The following is a 19,368-nucleotide window of genomic DNA, read 5'->3' on the forward strand; positions in this document are numbered from 1 at the left end:
AGCCATGCCGACCTACTACGTCGCCTCGGACATCGGAGGGACGTTCACCGACACGGTCGTGATCGACCAGGACGGCGACGTCGGGCGGTACAAGTCCTCCACGGTGCCCGACAACCCCGCCGAGGGCGTGCTGAACACCCTGGTCGACGCCGCCGAGGAGCGGGGTGTCGCGCTCGAGGAGCTGCTCGGGCAGGTCGAGGTGTTCGCTCACGGCACCACGATCGCCACGAACGCGATGCTCGAGGGCCGCGCCCGCCGCGTCGGGCTGCTCCAGACCCGGGGCTTCGGCGACACCCTCACGATCATGCGCGGCTTCAAGAGCATCGGGCTCGACGAGGAGGACATCAAGCGCTTCCGGACCCTGGTCAAGCAGCCCACGGCGGTGCCGCGCGCCATGACCGAGGAGGTCACCGAGCGCGTCGACTACGCCGGGCGCGTGGTCTGCCCGCTCGACGAGGGCGACGTCCGGCGCGCGGTGCGGGCGCTGCGCGACCGCGGCGCCGAGGTGATCGCCGTGGCTCTGCTCTGGTCGTTCGCGAACGACGAGCACGAGCGCCGCGTCGCGGAGATCGTCGCCGAGGAGGCGCCCGAGCTCGGGGTGACGCTCTCCAGCGAGTTCCTCCCCCGCATCGGCGAGTACGAGCGCACCCTCACCACCGCGGTCAACGCGAGCCTGCGCCCGGTCCTCAAGACCTCCCTCGACAGCTTCGAGAACACCCTCACCCGCGCCGGGCTGCGCAGCGGACCGCTGCTCATGCAGTCCAACGGCGGGCTCGCGACCTTCGACGAGGTCGAGAAGCGGGCGGCGGCCACGGTGATGTCGGGGCCGGTCGGCGGCGTCATCGCCTCGCAGTTCCTGGGAACGCGCTCGGGGCACCGCAACGTCGTCACCACCGACATGGGCGGCACCAGCTTCGACGTCGGCCTCGTCCTCGACGGGCTCCCCGTCATGTCGAACACGACGCTCATCGGTCGCGACGAGCTCGCCCTGCCGTCGGTGGCGGTCCGCGCGATCGGCGCCGGCGCCGGGTCGATCGCCTCGGTGCGCAACGGCGTGCTGCAGGTCGGCCCGGAGAGCGCCGGCGCCCGCCCGGGCCCGGCCTGCTACGGCCGGGGCGGCGAGCGGCCGACCGTGGCCGACGCCGACCTCGTCCTGGGCTACCTCAACCCCGAGAACTTCCTCGGCGGCCGGCTCACCCTCGACGTCGAGCGCGCCCGGACGGCGATCGAGACCCACGTCGCCCGCCCGGCGGGCCTGTCGGTGGAGGCCGCCGCCGAGGGGATCAAGACGATCGTCGACGCCCGCATGGCCGACCTCGTGCGCCAGGTGACGGTCGAGCAGGGCTACGACCCCACGGACTTCGCCGTCTTCGCCTACGGCGGGGCGGGCCCGCTGCACGCCTTCTCCTACGGCGCCGAGCTCGGGTGCCCGCAGATCATCGTGCCGATCACCGCCTCCGTGCACTCGGCGTTCGGCATCGGCTGCTCCGACCTCACCATGGTCGAGGAGATCTCCCAGCCGATGCAGACCCCGCCGGGCACCACCGACCACGCGGCGGCGCTGCCGCCCGAGACCCTCAACGCCACCTTCGACGAGCTCGCCGCCCGCGCCACCCGCGACCTCGTCGCCGCCGGGGCCGACAAGGACTCGATCAGCGTCGTCCGGTCCGTCGAGATCCGTTTCCGCGCCCAGATCCACGTCCTGACCGTCACGATCGACACCGGGTCGGGCGCGCTGACCGCGGCCGACGTCGACGGCATGGTCGAGCGGTTCGTCGAGCAGTACGAGGGCCGCTTCGGCAAGGGTGCGGCGTTCCTCGAGGGCGGCGTGGAGATCACGACGTTCCGCGTGGTCGCGACCAGCCCGGTGCCGCGCCCGGAGTTCACCGCGGTCGCCGACCACACCGCGGTCGCGGGCGGGTCGGCCGCCACGCGCCCCGTCTTCAGCGGCGGGGCGTGGCGCGACGCCACCGTCCTGCGCGGCGACCAGCTCCACGACGGCATGACCGTCGACGGCCTGGCGATCGTGGAGCTCGCCGACACGACCGTGGTCATCGGACCGGACCAGGACGCCGTCGTCGACGGCGCCGGCGACCTCGTCATCCAGACCCGCGCCTGAGAGGGAGACCCCGCATGACCACCCCCACCGGCGGCGTCGACCCCGTCACCTACGAGGTCATCCGCCACAAGCTCTGGTCGATCAACTCCGAGGGCGCGACGACCGTCGAGCACGTCTCCGGCTCGCCCGTCGTGCACGCCACCGACTACAACTTCGGCATCTACACCGCCGCCGGCGAGATGGCGATCATCGGCGTGTACCTGCTGACCCCGCTCTACACCGGCGCGATGGCGGTGCAGGAGTTCCTCGCCCGCTACGACGACATCGAGCCCGGCGACGTCTTCATCATCAACGACCCCTACCTCGCGGCCATGCACCAGAACGACGTGCAGTTCTGCAGCCCCGTGTTCCGCGACGGCGAGATCGTCGCGTGGCTGGGGTGCATGGCCCACCAGGTCGACCTCGGCGGGATGGACCCCGGCAGCTGGTGCACCACGGCGACCGACGTGTTCCAGGAGGGCATCCGCATCCCGCCGGGCCGCATCGTGCGCAAGGGCGTGGTGAACCAGGAGCTCTGGGACACGATCGTCCTCAACTCCCGCGTGCACGACACCGTGGCCAACGACTTCCGCGCCTTCCTCGCGGGCCTGCGCGTCGCCCAGCAGCGCTTCGACGAGCTCTGCGACCGCTACGGCACCGAGGCCGTGCGCGCGACGATGGAGAAGACGCTCGACAACTCCGAGGCCGACCTGCGCGCGATGCTGCGCGAGCTGCCCGACGGCACCTTCGAGCACACCTCCTACCTCGACCGCCCCGACGGCTCCGGGCGCGAGGGGCACGCGGGGATCGAGCTGCTCGAGGTCCCCTGCGTGATGCACAAGGCCGGCGACCGGCTGACCTTCGACTTCTCCGGCGCCAGCCCGCAGAGCCCCGCGTACGGCATGACCACGCGCGGTGGCCTGCTCGGCGCCGTGGCCACGCTGATGCTGTGCACGTTCGGCGGGGAGATCCCCTGGAACCACGGGATCATGCGCCCGGTCGAGGTCGTCGCCCCCGACGGCCTGTGCGTCACCGCGGTCGAGCCGATGCCGGTCTCCGGCGGGGCGGCCGGGGCGAACTGGACCGCCACCTGCTCGGCGGGCGGGGCGATCGCCAAGATGCTGAGCTTCTCGGAGCGCTACGAGGGCTTCGCCTTCGGCCCGAGCGACGGGTCGTGGCAGCTCTCCCAGTTCGGCGGCATCGACCAGCACGGCGAGCCCTTCGCCTCCATGTACATGGACTCGCTGCTCTGGGGCGGCCCGGCGTTCTCGTTCCGCGACGGCGTCGACTCCGGCGGCGCCATGGTCATCCTCGGCGGGGGCGCGACCGACGTCGAGCAGCAGGAGATGCGCCACCCCCTGCTCTACCTGTGGCGTCGCCAGGTCCCCGACTCCGGCGGGGCGGGCACCCACCGCGGCGGCAACGGCGTCCAGTTCGCGCTGACGCCGATCGACACCCGGGAGGTCACCGGCGTCCTGGGCACGCACGGGGTCGCCCTGCCCAACCGCACCGGGCTCTTCGGTGGGCTGCCCGGGTCGTGCGCCCGCTTCGAGCGGGTCATCGGCTCCGGGGTCCTCGACCGGCTCGGCAGCGGGCGCCCGGTGGGCGACCTCACCGAGCTCGACGGCGACCACGGCGTGCTGCCCGGGGTCTCGCCGGCCGCGCGGATCGCCCACGGCGACGTCTTCGAGTGCACCGTGCAGAACGGCGGCGGCTACGGCGACCCGCTGCTGCGCGACCCGGAGAAGGTCGCCGCGGACGTCGCCGCCCGGGCGGTGAGCCCCGACGCGGCGCGGCGCCTCTACGGCGTCGTCGTCACCGGGGACGGCGGGGTCGACGCGGTCGACGCGGTCGACTCCGCGGCGACCGACACCCGCCGTGAGGAGATCCGCGCCGACCGCCGCGCCCGGATGACCGCGCCCGCGGGCGACCCGGCGCCCGCCGTCGACGGCAACCCCGCCGGCCGGTGGGGCACCGCGCTGCTGATCTGGGACGCCGGCGGGCGGTCCGTCGCGGGGTGCGCGCACTGCCGGACCCCGCTGGGTGCGCTCGACGACGGGTGGGAGGCCCTCGCCGCGACCCTCCCCCTCGGCCCCGACGACCTCGGCGGCGGCGTCGACGTCCACGAGGCCCTCGCCGCGATCGCGTACGTGTGCCCGCACTGCGTCACGGCCCTGTGGGTGGACACGGAGCCGGCGTCGGGCAAGGCCTGGCGCGATTTCGCGCTGACGTGATGCGCAGCCACGACCTCGCCGTCGTCGGCGGCGACGGCATCGGGCCCGACGTCACCGCCGAGGCGCTGCGCTGCGTCGACGCGGCGGCCGACCGGTTCGGCTTCCGCGTCACGACGACCCCGTACGACCTCGGCGCCGAGCGGTGGCTGCGCGACGGGGTGGCCCTCGACGAGGCGAGCACCGAGAAGCTGCGCGGCCACGACGCGATCCTGCTGGGCGCGGTCGGGGACCCCCGCGTGCCGCCCGGCATCCTCGAGCGCGGCCTCGTCGTCGCCCTGCGCGTGGCCCTGCGCCACGCCGTGAACGTGCGGCCGGTGCGGCTCTACCCCGGCGTCACGAGCCCTGTCCGCGACCTGACCCCGGAGCGGTGCGACCTCGTGATCGTCCGGGAGAACACCGAGGGGCTCTACGCCGGCGGCGGGTCGACGGTCCACGACGGCACCGACAACGCCACCGCGATCCAGAACTCGGTCAACACCACGCCCGCGACCCGGGCCTGCGTCGACTACGCGTTCCGGCTCGCCCGGGCCCGGCGGCGGCGCCTGACGCTGTGCCACAAGACCAACATCCTGGTCGAGGCGGGCCGGCTCTGGACCTCCGTCGTCGCCGAGACCGGTCACCGGTTCCCCGACGTCGAGCAGGGCTACGTCCACGCCGACGCCATGTGCCAGCACCTGCCGCTGACCCCCGAGCGCTTCGACGTCGTCGTCACCGACAACCTCTTCGGCGACATCATCAGCGACCTCGGCGCCACCCTCCAGGGCGGGCTCGGGCTGGCCGCGAGCGCCAACATCGACCCGACCGGCGCCCACCCGGGCATGTTCGAGCCCGTGCACGGCTCCGCGCCCGACATCGCGGGCACCGGACGCGCCAACCCGGCGGCGGCCGTCCTCTCCGCCGCGCTGTGCCTGGCCCACCTCGGCGAGCACGACGCGGCCCTCGCCCTCGAGGCGGCCACCGCGTCCGTGCTCGCGGAGCTGGGGGACGGCCCCGACACCACCGACACCACCACCGACACCACCACCGACACCACCACCGGCATCGGTGCCCGGATCGCCGACCACGTCCGCGACGTGGACCCGGCGACGATCGGCGACCCGGCCGTCTCCCTCATGACGGCGATGGGACGTGTTCGCACGATCGATCAGTAGGATCTCGTCCCAACCGTACGATCGATCATCGGACCGTCCTTTCCTCTGGACAATCGTTCACCAGATGACCGATGATGAGAGCACCCGCACGACACACGGCGGCCTCGGACCCCGCGGCGATCCCGCGATCGAACCGGCCGCCCCTCACCACCACCCCCGGTAGAGGAGTCACGGTGACGCCCTTCCAGCTGCTCACCCCCGATGGCGAGCTGGCCGACGACCCGGCCGCCGCGATCGTCGACGCGGACCTGTCGCGCGGGCTCTACCGCGACATGGTCCTGGCCCGGCGCCTCGACGCGGAGGCCTACAGCCTCCAGCGCCAGGGCGAGCTCGGGCTCTGGCTGCAGTCGTGGGGCCAGGAGGCCGCGCAGGTCGGCTCGATCCGGGCCCTGCGCGACACCGACTGGGTCTTCCCCTCCTATCGCGACCACGCCGCGGCGATGTGCCGCGGGATCAGCCCGGAGGAGCTGCTGGCGCAGTGGCGCGGTGTCCGCCACGGCGGGTGGGACCCGGCGCGCCACCGGTTCCACATCTACACCCTGGTGCTCGCCGCCCAGCTCCTGCACGCGGTCGGGTACGCCATGGGTGCCCGGCTCGAGGGCTCCGACGAGGTCGTCATGACCTACTTCGGCGACGGGTCGAGCAGCGAGGGCGAGGCCGGCGAGGCGTTCAACTGGGCGGTGACGCGCTCCGCGCCGGTGCTGTTCTTCTGCCAGAACAACCAGTGGGCCATCTCGACGCCCACCACCGCGCAGTTCGGCGCCCCGCTGCACCGGCGCGCCGCCGGCTTCGGGCTGGCCACACAGCTGGTCGACGGCAACGACGTCCTCGCCGTCCACGCGGCCACCGCGCGTGCCGTCGACGGGGTCCGGTCCGGGGAGGGGCCGGCGCTGATCGAGGCCGTCACCTACCGCATGGCCGGCCACTCCACCTCGGACGATCCCCGCCGCTACCGCAGCGACGCCGAGCTGGACCACTGGCGCACCCTCGACCCGCTCGACCGGCTCCGGCGCCTGCTCGACCGCCGCGACTGGGCCGACGACGCCTTCCACGCCGACCTCGACGCCGAGGCCGAGGACCTGGCCGCCGAGGTGCGCCGGGCGTGCCGGTCGATGCCCGACCCGGACGTCGACGCGATGTTCGCCCACACCCTGAGCGTCGAGACCCCGGCGCTGGCCGCCGAGCGCGCCGGCTACGCCGCGTACGCCGCCTCGTTCGTCGACTGAGCCGGAGGACGTCGTGCTCACCCTGTCCCAGGCCATCAACCGCGCCCTGCACCACGAGCTCGAGTCGGATCCCGCCGTCATGGTCATGGGCCAGGACGTGGGCCTGTCCGGCGGGGTGTTCCGGGTGACCGACGGGCTGCAGAAGGACTTCGGCGCCGACCGCGTCATCGACACCCCGCTAGCCGAGGCCGGCATCGTGGGCACCGCGATCGGCCTGGCCATGCGCGGCTACCGGCCGGTCTGCGAGATCCAGTTCGACGGGTTCGTCTACCCCGCCTTCAGCCAGATCACCTCGCAGCTGGCCAAGCTGCACGCCCGCTCCGGGGGGCGCATCACGGTGCCGGTCGTCATCCGGATCCCGGTCTCCGGCGGCATCGGTGCGGTCGAGCACCACTCCGAGTCCAACGAGGCCTACTTCGCCCACACCGCCGGCCTGCGGGTGATGGCCGCGGCCACCCCGCAGGACGCGCACTGGATGCTGCGGCAGGCCATCGCGTGCGACGACCCGGTGATCTTCTTCGAGCCCAAGTGCCGGTACTGGTCGAAGGGCGAGGTCGCCGAGAGCGCCGACGACCCGCTGGTCCTGCCCGTCGACGCCGCCCGCACCGTCCGCGAGGGCACCGACCTGACGCTGCTGACCTGGGGCTCGATGGTCGAGACCTGCCTGTCCGCCGCCGCGGCGGCCGCGGAGGAGGGGCGCTCGCTCGAGGTGATCGACCTGCGGTCGCTCTCCCCGGTCGACGCCGAGACGCTCGTCGCCTCCGTCCGGCGCACCGGGCGCGCGGTCGTGGTCCACGAGGCCCCGACCTTCGGCGGCCTCGGCGGCGAGGTCGCGGCGATGCTGGGCGAGCGCTGCTTCACCCACCTCGAGGCACCGGTGACCCGTGTCGGCGGCTTCAACGTCCCGTACCCCGCTGCGCGCCTCGAGGAGCACTACCGCCCCGACCTCGACCGCGTCCTCGACGCGGTCGACCGCGCCCTCGACTTCTGACCGGAGGCGACGCCGTGAGCACCGAGACCTTCACGCTCCCCGACGTCGGGGAGGGCCTCACCGAGGCCGACATCCTGGCGTGGCACGTCGCGGTCGGCGACGACGTCAGCGTCAACCAGGTGATCGTCGAGATCGAGACCGCCAAGGCCGCCGTGGAGCTGCCCTGCCCCTTCGAGGGCACCGTCGCCGAGCTGCTGGTCGCGGAGGGCGAGACGGTCGCCGTCGGCGCGCCGATCATCGCCGTCACGGTGGGGGCGGACGAGGCGGACGAGCCGGGCGACCGGGAGGAGGCGGCCGAGGCCGCCGGCAGCGTCAGCGTCCTCGTCGGCTACGGCACCAGCGCCGCGCGGACCCGGCGGCGCCGTCGCCGCCCCGCGACGCCGGAGCCGGCGACGGCGACGGCGACGGCGACTCCCGGCGGGACACGACCGCCGGCCACTCCCCCGGTCCGCATGCTGGCCAAGGAGCTCGGGGTCGACCTCACCGAGGTCGCCTTCGACGGCGATCGCATCCGTCGCGAGGACGTGCGCCGGCACGTCGAGGCGCCGACCGAGTCCCCGACAGGGGCACCGACCGAGGCACCGACCGAGGCATCGACCGAGGCACCGACCGACGAGCGCCGCGAGCCGATCCGCGGGGTCCGCAAGGCCACGGCGGCGGCGATGACGGCCAGCGCGTTCACCGCGCCGCACGTCACCGAGTTCGTCGGCGTCGACGTCACCGCGATGACGGAGACCGTCGAGCGCCTGAAGGCCCACCCGGCGTTCGCCGAGGTCCGCGTCACGCCGTTGCTGCTGGTCGCCCGGGCGCTGCTGTCCGCCGTGCGGCACCACCCCGACATCAACGCCCGGTGGGACGAGGAGAACCAGGAGATCGTCCACCCGCGCGCGGTCAACCTCGGCATCGCCGCGGCCACCCCGCGCGGCCTGCTGGTGCCGAACATCAAGGACGCGGCCGCGCTGACCCTCGTCGACCTCGCACAGTCGCTCGCCGAGCTCACCGCCACCGCCCGGGAGGGGAGGACGACCCCGGAGCAGATGACCGGGGGCACGATCACCATCACCAACGTCGGGGTGTTCGGTGTCGACGCGGCGACGCCGATCCTCAACCCCGGCGAGGCGGCGATCCTGTGCTTCGGGGCGGTCCGCCGCCGGCCCTGGGAGTACCGGGGCGAGGTCGCGCTGCGGGACGTCACCCAGCTGTCGCTGTCGTTCGACCACCGGCTGGTCGACGGCGAGCTCGGCTCCCGCGTGCTCGCCCGCGTCGCGGCGGTGCTCGCCGACCCCGCGGGCGAGCTACTCCTCGACTGACGTGTCGGCGGCCGCCGGCCGGTCGATGGCCACGCGCTGGCGTCGATCGAGGATGATCATGGTCTCGCTGTGCTGGAAGTCCGCCACCGACCACACGGCGCCGAGCAGCACCTCGCGGAGGTGGTGCTGGTCGCGCACGAGCATCGTGAGCACGAGGTCCCAGCGGCCGGTCACGAGCTGGATGGCCTGGACCTCCTCGATGCCCCACAGCAGGTCGATCGTGTTCTCGACCGGGCTGCCCTGGCGCAGCTCGATGGCCACGAGCACCTCGAGGCCGAACCCGAGCGCCGAGGGGTCGATGTCGAGACCGAACCCGCGGATCACCCCGCGCTCCTGCAGCCTCTCGAGGCGCTCGCCCACGGCGCCCGGGGACATGCCGATCTCCCGGGAGAGCTTCCGCGCCGACGCCCTCGGGTCCGCGCTGAGGAGGCTCAGCAACTGCCGGTCGACCTGGTCGACCCGCCGCGGTCCGTCGCGCTCGGCCATCCGCACCACACTTCCCGCAGGACCTGGACCAGCGACAACGTACACCGGGGACCGTCAGTCGGTGCCCTCGACGATCTCGTCGCCGACCCGCAGCGGCGGGAGCGCGCGTGCGATCTGCTCGCGGTCGGGCTCGAGCCACGGCGGGAGCCGGAGGTGGCGGCCCAGCTCGAGCAGCGGCTCGTCGACGTCGAACCCGGGCTGGTCGGTGGCGATCTCGAACAGGACGCCGCCGGGCTCCCGGAAGTAGATCGAGGTGAAGTACCGCCGGTCGAGGATCGCCGTGACCGTCAGCCCCGCGTCGACGAGCTGCTGGCGCCAGCGTTCCTGGGTCTCGCGGTCGGGGGCCCGGAAGGCGATGTGGTGGACGGTGCCGCCGGCCTGCAGGCCGCGCTCCGCGTCGGTGGTCGCCGCGACGTCGACGACGGTCCCGGGCCGGTCGCGCCCCATGGCGAATCGCGCGCGGGCACCTCCGCCCGCGGCGGTCATCCCCAGGAGGTCCGTCAGCATCGACGCCGTCGGACCGAGCTCGCGTTCGGTGAGTGTCACCGCGTGCAGTCCCCGCACCGCGTGGTCGGCGGGCACCGCGGCGACGCCGTCCCATCCCGAGCGGGTGTCGCCCGGCGACGCCACCAGGTCGACCACGAGACCGTCGGGATCGCGGAAGGTCAGGACCTCCTCGTCCTGCTCACCGCTGGTGCGGTCGCGGGGCGGGTCGACCAGGTCGACGTCGTGCGCGGCCAGGTGCCGCTGCCACCAGCCCAGGGACCCGGGCGGGACGCTGAACGCGGTCGCGGTGGTCAACCCGGTCCCCTGCCGGCCCGCCTGGACGTCCCGCCACGGGAAGAAGGTCAGGATCGTGGACGGCCGCCCGGCCTCGTCGCCGTAGTAGAGGTGGTAGGTGCCGGGATCGTCGAAGTTGACCGTGGTCTTGACCAGCCGCAGGCCCAGCACGCCGGTGTAGAAGTCGACGTTGCGCTGCGGGTCCGAGGCGATCGCGGTGACGTGGTGCAGTCCGTGCGGGGCGACCTGGGTCACGGGTCAGCGCCCCGGCCGGACGATCGGGAACAGCAGGCTCTCGCGGATCGTGCTGCCGGTCAGCATCATGACCATGCGGTCGACGCCCATCCCCAGCCCGCCGGACGGCGGCATGGCGTACTCGAGGGCGAGCAGGAAATCCTCGTCGAGCTCCATCGCCTCGGCGTCCCCGCCGGCCGCCAGGAGCGACTGCTGGGTGAGCCGCTTGCGCTGCTCGACCGGGTCGACCAGCTCGGAGTAGGCGGTCCCGATCTCTGCGCCGAAGCAGACCAGGTCCCAGCGCTCGGCCAGCCGCGGGTCGTCGCGGTGCTGCCGGGTGAGGGGGGAGACGTCGGTCGGGAAGTCGCGGTAGAAGGTCGGCTCGAGGGTGTGGTCCTCGACGAGGTGCTCGTAGAGCTCCAGGACGACCGCTCCGCGACCCCAGGCGGGGTCGTAGGGCACGTCGACGCGGTCGCAGTGGCGACGGAGCTCCTCGATGGTGGTGTCGGCGGTGACCTCCTCGCCCAGGGCGTCCGAGATCGCCGCGTTGACGGTCGTCGCGCGCCACGTCCCGCCGAGGTCGTACTCGCGGCCCTGGTGGACGACGACGGTGCCGCCCAGCGCAGCGCGCGCGGCCTGCTGGATCATGTTCTGCACCATCGTCTGCATGGTGTCGTAGTCGCCGTAGGCCTCGTACGCCTCGAGCATCGTGAACTCGGGGTTGTGGGTGGCGTCCGCGCCCTCGTTGCGGAAGTTGCGGTTGAGCTCGAACACCTTCTCCGCGCCGCCGACCATGAGCCGCTTGAGGTACAGCTCGGGGGCGATGCGCAGGTAGAGGCGCATGTCGTAGGCGTTGATGTGGGTGGTGAACGGCCGGGCGTTGGCCCCGCCGTGCACCGGCTGCAGCATCGGGGTCTCGACCTCGAGGTAGCCCTGGCCGGTGAGGCACTCGCGCACCGCGTGCACGGCGTCGGACCGTTGCCGCAGCATGCGGCGGGCCCCGCTGTTGACCACCAGGTCGAGGTAGCGCTGCCGGACCCGGGCCTCGGGGTCGGCCAGGCCGCGACGCTTGTCGGGCAGGGGACGCAGGCACTTCGCGGTGATCGACCACGCGGTGGCCAGCACGGACAGCTCCCCGCGGCGGGACGTCCCGACCTCGCCGGTGACGCCCACGTGGTCGCCGAGGTCGACCTGCCGCGCCCACTCGCGGACGCCGTCGCGGCCGAGCCGGTCGGCCGCGAGCATCACCTGCAGCTGCGCGTCGCCCTCCTGCAGCACGGCGAAGCACAGCCCGCCGAAGTCGCGGAGGCGCACGACCCGGCCGGTCACCGATACGCGCTCGCCGGACGCCACGTCCGCCTCGAGGTCCCCGGACCGGGCCCGGACCTGCGCGAGGCTCGCGGTGCGCGAGTGGCCGACGGGGTAGGGGTCGACGCCGTCGGCCAGCATCCGGTCGTACTTCGCGTGCCGCACGCGGACCTGCTCGGGCAGCCGCGCGCGGCGGGCCGCGAGCTGCGCCGCGACGGGATCCTCCGCCTCGACGGGGGACGACGGGGGGAGGACGACGGCCGGACCGCCCTCGGCGGCGAGGCCGCGGCGCTGCAGGGTCCGCATGCTCGGGGTCGAGAGGAACCCCTCCGCGGCCGCGGCGGCCAGGCCGAGCCGCGGGAGATCGCGGGCCGCGCGGTAGCACAGGTAGCGCGGCGTCCAGATCGGCTGGTACTTGGCGTTCGCGCGGTAGAGCGACTCGAGCTGCCACCAGCGCGATCCCACGACGAGCAGGCGTCGCCACAGCCGCACGATCGGGCCGGCCCCGATCCGCTCGCCCTGCTCGAACGCGGCGCGGAACATCGCGAAGTTGAGCGACAGGCGGTCCACCCCGAGGGTGCGCGCCTGCTCGACGAGGGAGGCGACCATGAACTCGGTCAGGCCGTTCTCGGCGGTGCGGTCGCGGCGCATGAGGTCCAGGGACAGGCCGTGGCGGCCCCACGGCACGAACGACAGCAGCGCGCGCAGCTCCCCGGCGCCGTCGAAGCACTCGACCAGCACGCACTGCCCGTCCGCCGGGTCGCCCAGGCGGGAGAGCGCCATCGAGAAGCCGCGCTCGGCGTCGGTGTCGCGCCAGGCGTCGGCGCGCTCGACGACCTCCTTCATCTCGTCCGGGGAGAGGTCGGCGTGCCGCCGGACGCGGACGGTGTGGCCCGTCCGCTCCACCCGGCTCACGGCCTGGCGGACCACCCGCATCGACCGGCCCTCGACCGAGAACTCCCGGACGTCGAGGACCGCCTCGTCCCCCAGCTCGACGACGTTCAGCCCCGCGCCCGCGTAGGCGCGGGCACCGCGCTCGCTCGCGCCCATCACCGCCGGCAGCCAGCCGTACCGGCGCGCCTCGTCGAGCCAGGCCTCGATCGCGCCCGGCCACGCCTCCGGAGCGCCGATCGGGTCCCCGCTGGCGAGGCTGACGCCCGAGACGACACGGAAGGTCACCGCCGACTTGCCCGACCGCGAGAACACAGCGGCCTTGTCGCGGCGGGTGGCGAAGTAGCCCAGCGAGTCGTCCTCGCCGTACTGGTCGAGCAGCACCCGCAGCCGCTGCTCGTCGCCGGGGTCGAGCCGGCGGCGGTCGGGCCGGGGCCGGAACAGCACGTACGCGGCGGCCAGCACGGCGAGCGCGCCGAACAGCCCGCACAGGAACGTGACCGCGCGCGGTGCGGCGCCGTCGATGCCGACCGCACCGGGGTCGCCGAGGCCGCCGAGCACGTAGGTGATCGCCCACCCGAAGCGGTCCGCAGCGCTGGTCAGCGTGCCCGGGAACAGCTGCAGCAGGCCCCAGCCGAGCAGGGTGCCGGCGACGACGAGGGCGAGGTAGGTGCCCAGCGCGCGCCACCCGCTGTACCGCTGGGTGCGCGCGGTGAACCGCCGGCGGGCGACGAGCAGGATCGCGAGCCACGCGACGCCGAACACCAGCCGCAGCCACGTCCCCGTGCCCCCGACGACGAGGGTGACCGGGTCGGCCGCGTCGGTGTCGATCGTGAACTCGACACCGCCCAGGACGCGGCCCAGCACGACGTAGACCACGGCGAACCACCACGCCACGCGCATCCGTCGACGCACGGCGGACGCGAGGATGCCCAGGAAGGTCGCGGTGGCCAGGCTCGGCGGCGCCTCGACCGACACGACCTCGATCGCGATCCGCAGCCACTCCAGGGGGGCGCGCAGCGGCGGCACGATCGCCGTGACGGCACAGAAGACCGCGACGAACGCGAGGTAGCCGGCGAGCAGGTCCGGCACCCGGTCGGCGAAGCGTGTCATCGCCGATCGACCGGCCGCTGCCGACGGGTCGCGGGGCGGCGCGGTCGGCGGCGGCGTCGGCGTGCGGGAACCGGTCCCGGGGGCCCGGGGCGGCTCGTCCGCCGTCAGCTCGACCATGTCGTCACTCCGCGAGGGTGTCGCCGGCCCCGGCGCGCGTCCCCGGCCCGGGCTTCCGAAGTCAGCATGGCGATCAATTCGGTGGGCCGGAAGAGTCGGCCGTCCCGTCCTGGCGGGACCGGCGAGGTGCCGGCCGTGACGGGGCACGCGGCGTCACCTCCTCGGCACCGGGGGTCGCCGAGAGCCCTGTCGGGGGGCGATGGGTGGAGACGAAGGGAATCGAACCCCCGACCTCCGCCTTGATCACCGCGGCGACCCGCTGTTTTCGTGTCACGGGTCATCGTGCCGATCTCACCCGCGACGGATGACGCACACCGTCGGGACGATCGCCAGAGTCGCCGCGTCACGAACGCGTGAAGGGGGCCACGGGATGTCTGCGGATCTCAGCGACCGGACCGACTTCGACAACGCGACCCGCGGCCTGATCGCGAGGTTGGAACCTGGGGTGATCAGAGCCGGCGACGGCCGGGTCGTCTACGACGCGGATGCCTACACCGCGGCGACGACCGGGGAGTGCCCCGACACGGTCCACCCGAGCCTGTGGCGACAGAGCCAGCTCACAGCGATCCAGGGCTTCTTCGAGGTCACCGACGGCATCTTCCAGCTGCGCGGCATCGAGCTGTCCAACATGACCCTGGTCGAGGGCGACCAGGGCGTCATCGTGATCGACCCAGCGGTGTCGGCCGAGGTCGCCGCCGCTGGGTTGGCGCTGTACCGGGCGCACCGCGGTGACCGGCCGGTGACCGCGGTGATCTTCACGCACTCCCACATCGACCACTTCGGCGGAGTGCTGGGAGTCGTCGACGCCGACACGGATGTCCCGATCGTCGCACCGGCCGGCTTCCTGGAGCACGCCGTCTCGGAGAACGTCTACGCCGGCGGCGCGATGCTGCGCCGCGGTGTGTACCACACCGGGATGGGCTTGCCTGTCGCTGCGACCGGCACCCTCGGGGTCGGGCTGGGGCCAGGTACCTCGACCGGGTCGGTGGGGCTGATCGCGCCCAGCGTGGACATCACCCGCACCGGCCAGCAGGAGACCCTGGACGGGATCCGGATCGATTTCCAGATCACCCCGGGCACCGAGGCGCCCTCGGAGATGAACTTCCATTTCCCGGACAAGCGCGCGTTGTGTCTGGCCGAGAACGTCACCCACAACCTGCACAACATCCTGACCCTGCGCGGGGCCGAGGTCAGGGACGCCCGCAACTGGTCCCGCTACATCAGCGAGGCGATCGACCTGTTCGCCGACCGGACCGACGTCGCCTTCGCCTCCCACCACTGGCCCACCTGGGGCGCGGGTGAGGTCGTCACCCTGATGACCGAGCAGCGCGATCTCTACGCGTACCTGCACGACCAGACGCTGCGGCTGATGAACCAGGGCCTCGTCGGCAGCGAGATCGCCGAGCAGATGGAGATGCCGCCGGCCCTCGAGGCCGCGTGGCACACCCACGGCTACTACGGCTCGGTCAGCCACAACGTCAAGGCGATCTACCAGCGCTACCTCGGTTGGTACGACGGCAACCCGGCACACCTCTGGCAGCACCCGCCCGAGGCCGCGGCCAGCCGCTACGTCCAGATCATCGGCGGCCTCGACGCCACCGTCGCGAGGGCGCAGGAGTTCGCCGACGCGGGCGACCTGCGCTTCGCCGCCGAGCTGGCCAGCCACGCCGTGTTCGCCGACGCCTCGCACCGCGCGGCCAGGGACCTGCTCGCCGACGTCCTCACCCGGCTCGGATTCGGATCGGAGTGCGCGACCTGGCGCAACAACTTCCTGACCGGCGCGCTGGAGCTCCATGAGCCGGTCGCGGGCGCGAAGGTGAGCTCGGCGGGGATGGCGGGCGCGCTCACCATCACCCAGCTGTTTGACAGCCTGGCCATCCGGATCGACGGCAAGCGAGCGTGGGACGTGACCGCCTCGATCCGCTGGTACTTCACCGACACCGACGAGACCTACCGGATGGACCTGTCGAACGGAGTGCTCACCCACCACCCGACCACACGGTCCGGGACGGCCGACCTCGTCGTGACCCTCACCAGGACGCAGCTGTTGGCCATGCTCGCCGGTCAGACCCCCGACGAGGTGCAGTTCGACGGCGACCCCACGACCCTCGCCACCATCGTCGGGCTCACCGACGCGCCGGACCCGAGCTTCGCCATCGTCACGCCCTGATCCCGCGTGGGTCGGTCCCCCCGACGTGTCACGCCCCCCGAGTGCATGCCGCGAGGCGCAGGTGCTCAGCGGTCGAGGCGCGGGAACAGCGCGGCGGCGTTGGTGCGGTCGATCGCTGAGTGGATCGACGGCCCGGACGCGGTGTGCGTGTGTCGAGCAGGAAGTCCGACGCTGAGGGCTACGCCGTCTCCGTCGAGCACGACATGCGGTCCGGCTCCTACATCGACCCGGCCGCCGGCCGGCTGCTCACCGGTGAGTGGGCTCGCGACTGGCTCGCTGCTCAGCGGCACCTGACGCCCTCGACCTACGACCGGTACCGCGGCGCGATCGAGAACGACATCGTGCCGCCCTGGGGCACGACCCGGCTCTCGTCGGTACGCCGCGCCGAGGTGCAGAAGTGGGTGACCCAGCTCGGCGCCACGCTCTCGCCCAGCTCGGTCGACAAGCCGACCGGATGGACGCCGCCGTGAGTGCCCCAGATGTGCTCCACGAGGACGAGGAGAAGGACTGATGTTCCCCGTGAAACACGTTATGGCTGGTCAGGATGGGTGGAGACGAAGGGAATCGAACCCTCAACCCCCGCCCTGCAGAGATGGACGACCGCGTTGATCAGGGCCTCCACCAGCAACAACGTCCTCGAGCGATGTCACTCGGTACTCCTCGACATCGTCGGTAGGCGCTGTTTCGTGTCACGACGAGGATCGACACCCTGGCTCGTCGATGCCGGGCGACCCTCTCGCGACTATCCCTCGGGACAAGACATCGGCTCCCGGCTGTCCGCGCGGGCAATGGCGGGCGGACCCGGCGCCGGCGGATGCTGGACGCCGGACCGCGACGACGTGGGAGGACCCGTGACCCAGCCTGGACACGCCGGTGCGCTCGGCATGATCGAGACGCGCGGACTCGTCGGCGCCATCGAGGCCGCCGACGCCATGGTCAAGGCGGCCAACGTCCAGGTGGAGGGCTACCGGACCCTGCGCAACGGCCAGGTCTCCGTCCTCGTGCGCGGGGACGTCGGCGCGGTGACCGCTGCGGTCGACGCCGGCAAGGTCGCGGCCGCCTCGGTGGGCGAGCTGTACGCCTCGCACATCATCCCGCGTCCGGCCGGGGACACCGAGGGCATCGTCGACGCGGCGGTCTCCCACATCCGCTGAGCCCGGTCAGCTCCCGTCGGTGTTGAGCTGCAGGAGGCGCAGGGCCATGTCCGCGCGCATACGGTCGTCGTGGCGGGAGAGGTCGAGGCCGGTGAGCTGCTTGATCCGCTCGAGCCGGTAGCGCAGCGTCTTGTGGTGGACGAACAGCTTCTCGGCCGCCACGCGCTGGGAGCAGTCCGCGTCGAAGAACGCGCGCAGGGTGCGCACCAGCGCGCCGTCGTTCTCGCGGTCGTAGGCCACGAGGGGTCCGGTGACGTCGTCGATGAACGTCTGCAGGTCGGGATCGGAACCGGAGCCGAGGAGCAGACGCACGACGCCGAGCTCCTCGTACAGCGAGATGGTGCTGCCCCCGAGACGGTGGGACGCGGAGAGCGCGGTCTTCGCCTCGTTGAACGCCGCGGGCAGCGCCTCGACGTCGTCGTGCGGCCGGCTCACCCCCCACGACGACCGCAGGTCCGGGGCCTCGCGCCGCGCGGAGTCGGCGATCTGCTGGACCAGCTGCTTGGCCGTGGTGGAGTCCAGCCCGTCGGCGACGGCGACGACGAGGTCACCGCGGAGGCCCACCAGGGCGAGTCGGGGCCCCTCGTCACGGTCGCGCAGGGCACGCACGACGTCGCGTCGCAGCCGCCCGGTCCGCGACGTGTCCCACCCGTGCTCGGTCGCGAGCTCCTCGACGTTCTCGAGGTGCCCGTGGAGCACGCGCATCCCCGGGCCCAGGGACACCCCCATCTGCTGGGCCCGCGCCCGCGCGGCGACCCGGTGCTCGGGTGGCCCCTGGACGAGATCCCAGAGGACCTCGCTCAACGCCTCGTGGCGGGCGCGGCTCGCGGCCCGCTCCCGCAGCAGAGACAACGAGCACGCCATCGCGACCTGGCCGACGACGGCGTCGAGCATCTCCTCCCCCGCGGGCTCGTCGTCGCAGGGCAGCAGGTACACGCAGCCGACCTCGTCGCCGTCGGCGTAGACCGGCTGGAGGCGGGCGGTGGGCGGTAGACCCGCGGCCCGTCGTAGCGCCCGTCCTCGCCCGTAGCGCGCGGGGAGGCAGTCGGGCAGCTGGTCCCCGTGCCCCGCCAGCAGGCCTCCGCCGGCGTCGTAGATGCCGACCCGGCAGTGGAGCTGCGACGCCACGCGCCGGGCGAGCGCCGAGAGGCCGCCCCCGTCGAGCACCGTCGTCAGCAGGGCGTGCTGCAGCTCGGCGGTCTGTCCGAGCACGCCGACCTGGTGCTTGAGTGCGGCGTGCGCCTTCGCGAGATCGGCGTTGGCACGAACCTGTTCGTCGTGCAGACGGGCACTGCGCAGGGCGATCGTCGCGAAGTTGGCGAGCGTGACCATCCGACGCACGTCCTGCTCGGTGAACACCGAGGGCCGCCGGCGCCAGACCTCCAGCACGCCGAGGAACTCACCCGGGAGCTGCAGCGGCACGGCGAGCGCCGACTCCGTCTGCTCGCGTTCGGCGAGCCCGACGAAGTCACGGCTGATGGTCTGATCCTCGACGTAGTGATCGACCTTGGCCGGCTGTCCGGTCTCGAACACGAGCCCGGCCACCCCCATCCCCCGCCGCATCCGCAGTCGCGCGGTGTCGATGACGCGGTGGCCGACGCACGATCGCATGGCCACCTCGTCACCCTCGCGCAGCAGCACCCCGCAGATGTCGGCATCCAGGAGTCCGAGGGTCCGGGTCGCGATGCTCAGCAGGAGCTGGTCGACGTCGTGTACGGAGAGCAGCCGCTCGACCACCTCGGTGACGATGACCGTCTCCTCGGCCGCGTCGTCGACGGCACGGAGGGCGTCGGCCCGCTCGAGGACGAGCGTCGCCCACGTACAGCCCTGGCCGATCAGTGCGCCGAGGTCCTCGGGGACGCGCGGGCACTCCCTGGCCCACTGCACGGAGACTCGTCCCACCTGCACACCCCGGCCCGCAGCAGGGGGCGTCCCGGCGTCGACGTCGACGGTCACCTCGCTGCCGAGCACGTCGACGACCGCACGGCGAAGGTCGTCGAGCGCCTCATCGGCGCACGCGGGCAGGGTCGTGAGCAGCGCCCGGAGCAGCTGCGCGCCGTCGTCCGTCGCCGCAGCCCGGTCCGCGTCGACCGGCTTCATCGGAC

At 73.1% G+C, this 19,368-nt stretch carries 13 protein-coding genes; 9 read left to right on the plus strand and 4 right to left on the minus strand.

Features of this window, described 5'->3' with window-relative positions; translation table 11 throughout:
- The first annotated feature begins 4 nt into the window (after positions 1-4).
- The 6 genes from WCD58_RS25045 (at position 5) to WCD58_RS25070 (ending at position 9,010) form a co-directional block, all read left to right on the plus strand.
- On the plus strand, positions 5-2,119 hold the full coding sequence (locus WCD58_RS25045; RefSeq protein ID WP_337705820.1) for a hydantoinase/oxoprolinase family protein: 2,115 nt from the start codon (positions 5-7) through the stop codon (positions 2,117-2,119).
- 14 nt (positions 2,120-2,133) lie between these two features.
- Positions 2,134-4,332 carry a hydantoinase B/oxoprolinase family protein gene (locus WCD58_RS25050; RefSeq protein ID WP_337705821.1) on the plus strand — a complete coding sequence of 733 codons (2,199 nt, stop codon included), beginning with the start codon at positions 2,134-2,136 and terminating at the stop codon, positions 4,330-4,332.
- Complete coding sequence (locus tag WCD58_RS25055; protein ID WP_337705822.1) at positions 4,332-5,483, plus strand: 3-isopropylmalate dehydrogenase; 1,152 nt, start codon at positions 4,332-4,334, stop codon at positions 5,481-5,483. Before WCD58_RS25050 ends, WCD58_RS25055 begins: the two co-directional genes overlap by 1 nt.
- Positions 5,484-5,656: 173 nt before the next feature.
- On the plus strand, positions 5,657-6,709 hold the full coding sequence (locus WCD58_RS25060) for a thiamine pyrophosphate-dependent enzyme (RefSeq protein WP_337705823.1): 1,053 nt from the start codon (positions 5,657-5,659) through the stop codon (positions 6,707-6,709).
- A 13-nt stretch (positions 6,710-6,722) separates the two neighbouring features.
- Positions 6,723-7,700, plus strand: coding sequence for an alpha-ketoacid dehydrogenase subunit beta (locus WCD58_RS25065; RefSeq protein WP_337705824.1), 978 nt, complete (start codon positions 6,723-6,725; stop codon positions 7,698-7,700).
- A 14-nt stretch (positions 7,701-7,714) separates the two neighbouring features.
- On the plus strand, positions 7,715-9,010 hold the full coding sequence (locus WCD58_RS25070) for a dihydrolipoamide acetyltransferase family protein (protein ID WP_337705825.1): 1,296 nt from the start codon (positions 7,715-7,717) through the stop codon (positions 9,008-9,010).
- On the opposite strand, the gene WCD58_RS25075 is transcribed toward WCD58_RS25070, so the two are convergent.
- From WCD58_RS25075 to lysX, 3 genes are read right to left on the minus strand one after another with little or no spacing between them, the layout of a single operon-like run.
- Positions 8,996-9,496 carry an Lrp/AsnC family transcriptional regulator gene (locus WCD58_RS25075; protein WP_337705826.1) on the minus strand — a complete coding sequence of 167 codons (501 nt, stop codon included), beginning with the start codon at positions 9,494-9,496 and terminating at the stop codon, positions 8,996-8,998. The genes WCD58_RS25070 and WCD58_RS25075 overlap by 15 nt on opposite strands.
- Positions 9,497-9,550: 54 nt before the next feature.
- Positions 9,551-10,531, minus strand: coding sequence for a ring-cleaving dioxygenase (locus tag WCD58_RS25080; RefSeq protein ID WP_337705827.1), 981 nt, complete (start codon positions 10,529-10,531; stop codon positions 9,551-9,553).
- A gap of 3 nt (positions 10,532-10,534) precedes the next feature.
- Complete coding sequence (gene lysX, locus WCD58_RS25085) at positions 10,535-13,939, minus strand: bifunctional lysylphosphatidylglycerol synthetase/lysine--tRNA ligase LysX (protein WP_337705828.1); 3,405 nt, start codon at positions 13,937-13,939, stop codon at positions 10,535-10,537.
- A gap of 199 nt (positions 13,940-14,138) precedes the next feature.
- Here lysX and WCD58_RS25090 point away from each other — a divergent pair, with 199 nt between their 5' ends.
- From WCD58_RS25090 to WCD58_RS25100, 3 genes are all read left to right on the plus strand, one after another.
- A complete protein-coding gene (locus WCD58_RS25090; RefSeq protein WP_337705829.1) occupies positions 14,139-16,109 on the plus strand; it encodes an alkyl/aryl-sulfatase in 1,971 nt (656 codons plus the stop codon).
- A 149-nt stretch (positions 16,110-16,258) separates the two neighbouring features.
- The gene (locus WCD58_RS25095; protein ID WP_337705830.1) at positions 16,259-16,579 is read left to right on the plus strand and encodes a tyrosine-type recombinase/integrase; all 321 of its coding nucleotides are present in this window, start codon (positions 16,259-16,261) and stop codon (positions 16,577-16,579) included.
- A gap of 381 nt (positions 16,580-16,960) precedes the next feature.
- Positions 16,961-17,263, plus strand: coding sequence for a BMC domain-containing protein (locus WCD58_RS25100; protein WP_337705831.1), 303 nt, complete (start codon positions 16,961-16,963; stop codon positions 17,261-17,263).
- Between the two features lie 6 nt (positions 17,264-17,269).
- Here the strand turns inward: WCD58_RS25100 and WCD58_RS25105 are convergent, their stop codons facing one another.
- Positions 17,270-19,363: a helix-turn-helix domain-containing protein gene (locus WCD58_RS25105; protein ID WP_337705832.1), complete on the minus strand. Its 2,094-nt coding sequence runs from the start codon at positions 19,361-19,363 to the stop codon at positions 17,270-17,272.
- Between the last annotated feature and the right edge of the window lie 5 nt (positions 19,364-19,368).

Origin of the sequence: Actinomycetospora flava, assembly GCF_037400335.1 — a bacterium.
GTDB lineage: Bacteria > Actinomycetota > Actinomycetes > Mycobacteriales > Pseudonocardiaceae > Actinomycetospora > Actinomycetospora flava.

Coding starts and splice junctions, on each gene's coding strand:
- WCD58_RS25050 (WP_337705821.1), top strand. CDS start 2,134: ATGACCACCCCCACCGGCGGCGTCGACCCCGTCACCTACGAGGTCATC.
- WCD58_RS25075 (WP_337705826.1), bottom strand. CDS start 9,496: ATGGCCGAGCGCGACGGACCGCGGCGGGTCGACCAGGTCGACCGGCAG.
- lysX (WP_337705828.1), bottom strand. CDS start 13,939: ATGGTCGAGCTGACGGCGGACGAGCCGCCCCGGGCCCCCGGGACCGGT.
- WCD58_RS25090 (WP_337705829.1), top strand. CDS start 14,139: ATGGGTGGAGACGAAGGGAATCGAACCCCCGACCTCCGCCTTGATCAC.
- WCD58_RS25105 (WP_337705832.1), bottom strand. CDS start 19,363: ATGAAGCCGGTCGACGCGGACCGGGCTGCGGCGACGGACGACGGCGCG.
- WCD58_RS25055 (WP_337705822.1), top strand. CDS start 4,332: ATGCGCAGCCACGACCTCGCCGTCGTCGGCGGCGACGGCATCGGGCCC.
- WCD58_RS25045 (WP_337705820.1), top strand. CDS start 5: ATGCCGACCTACTACGTCGCCTCGGACATCGGAGGGACGTTCACCGAC.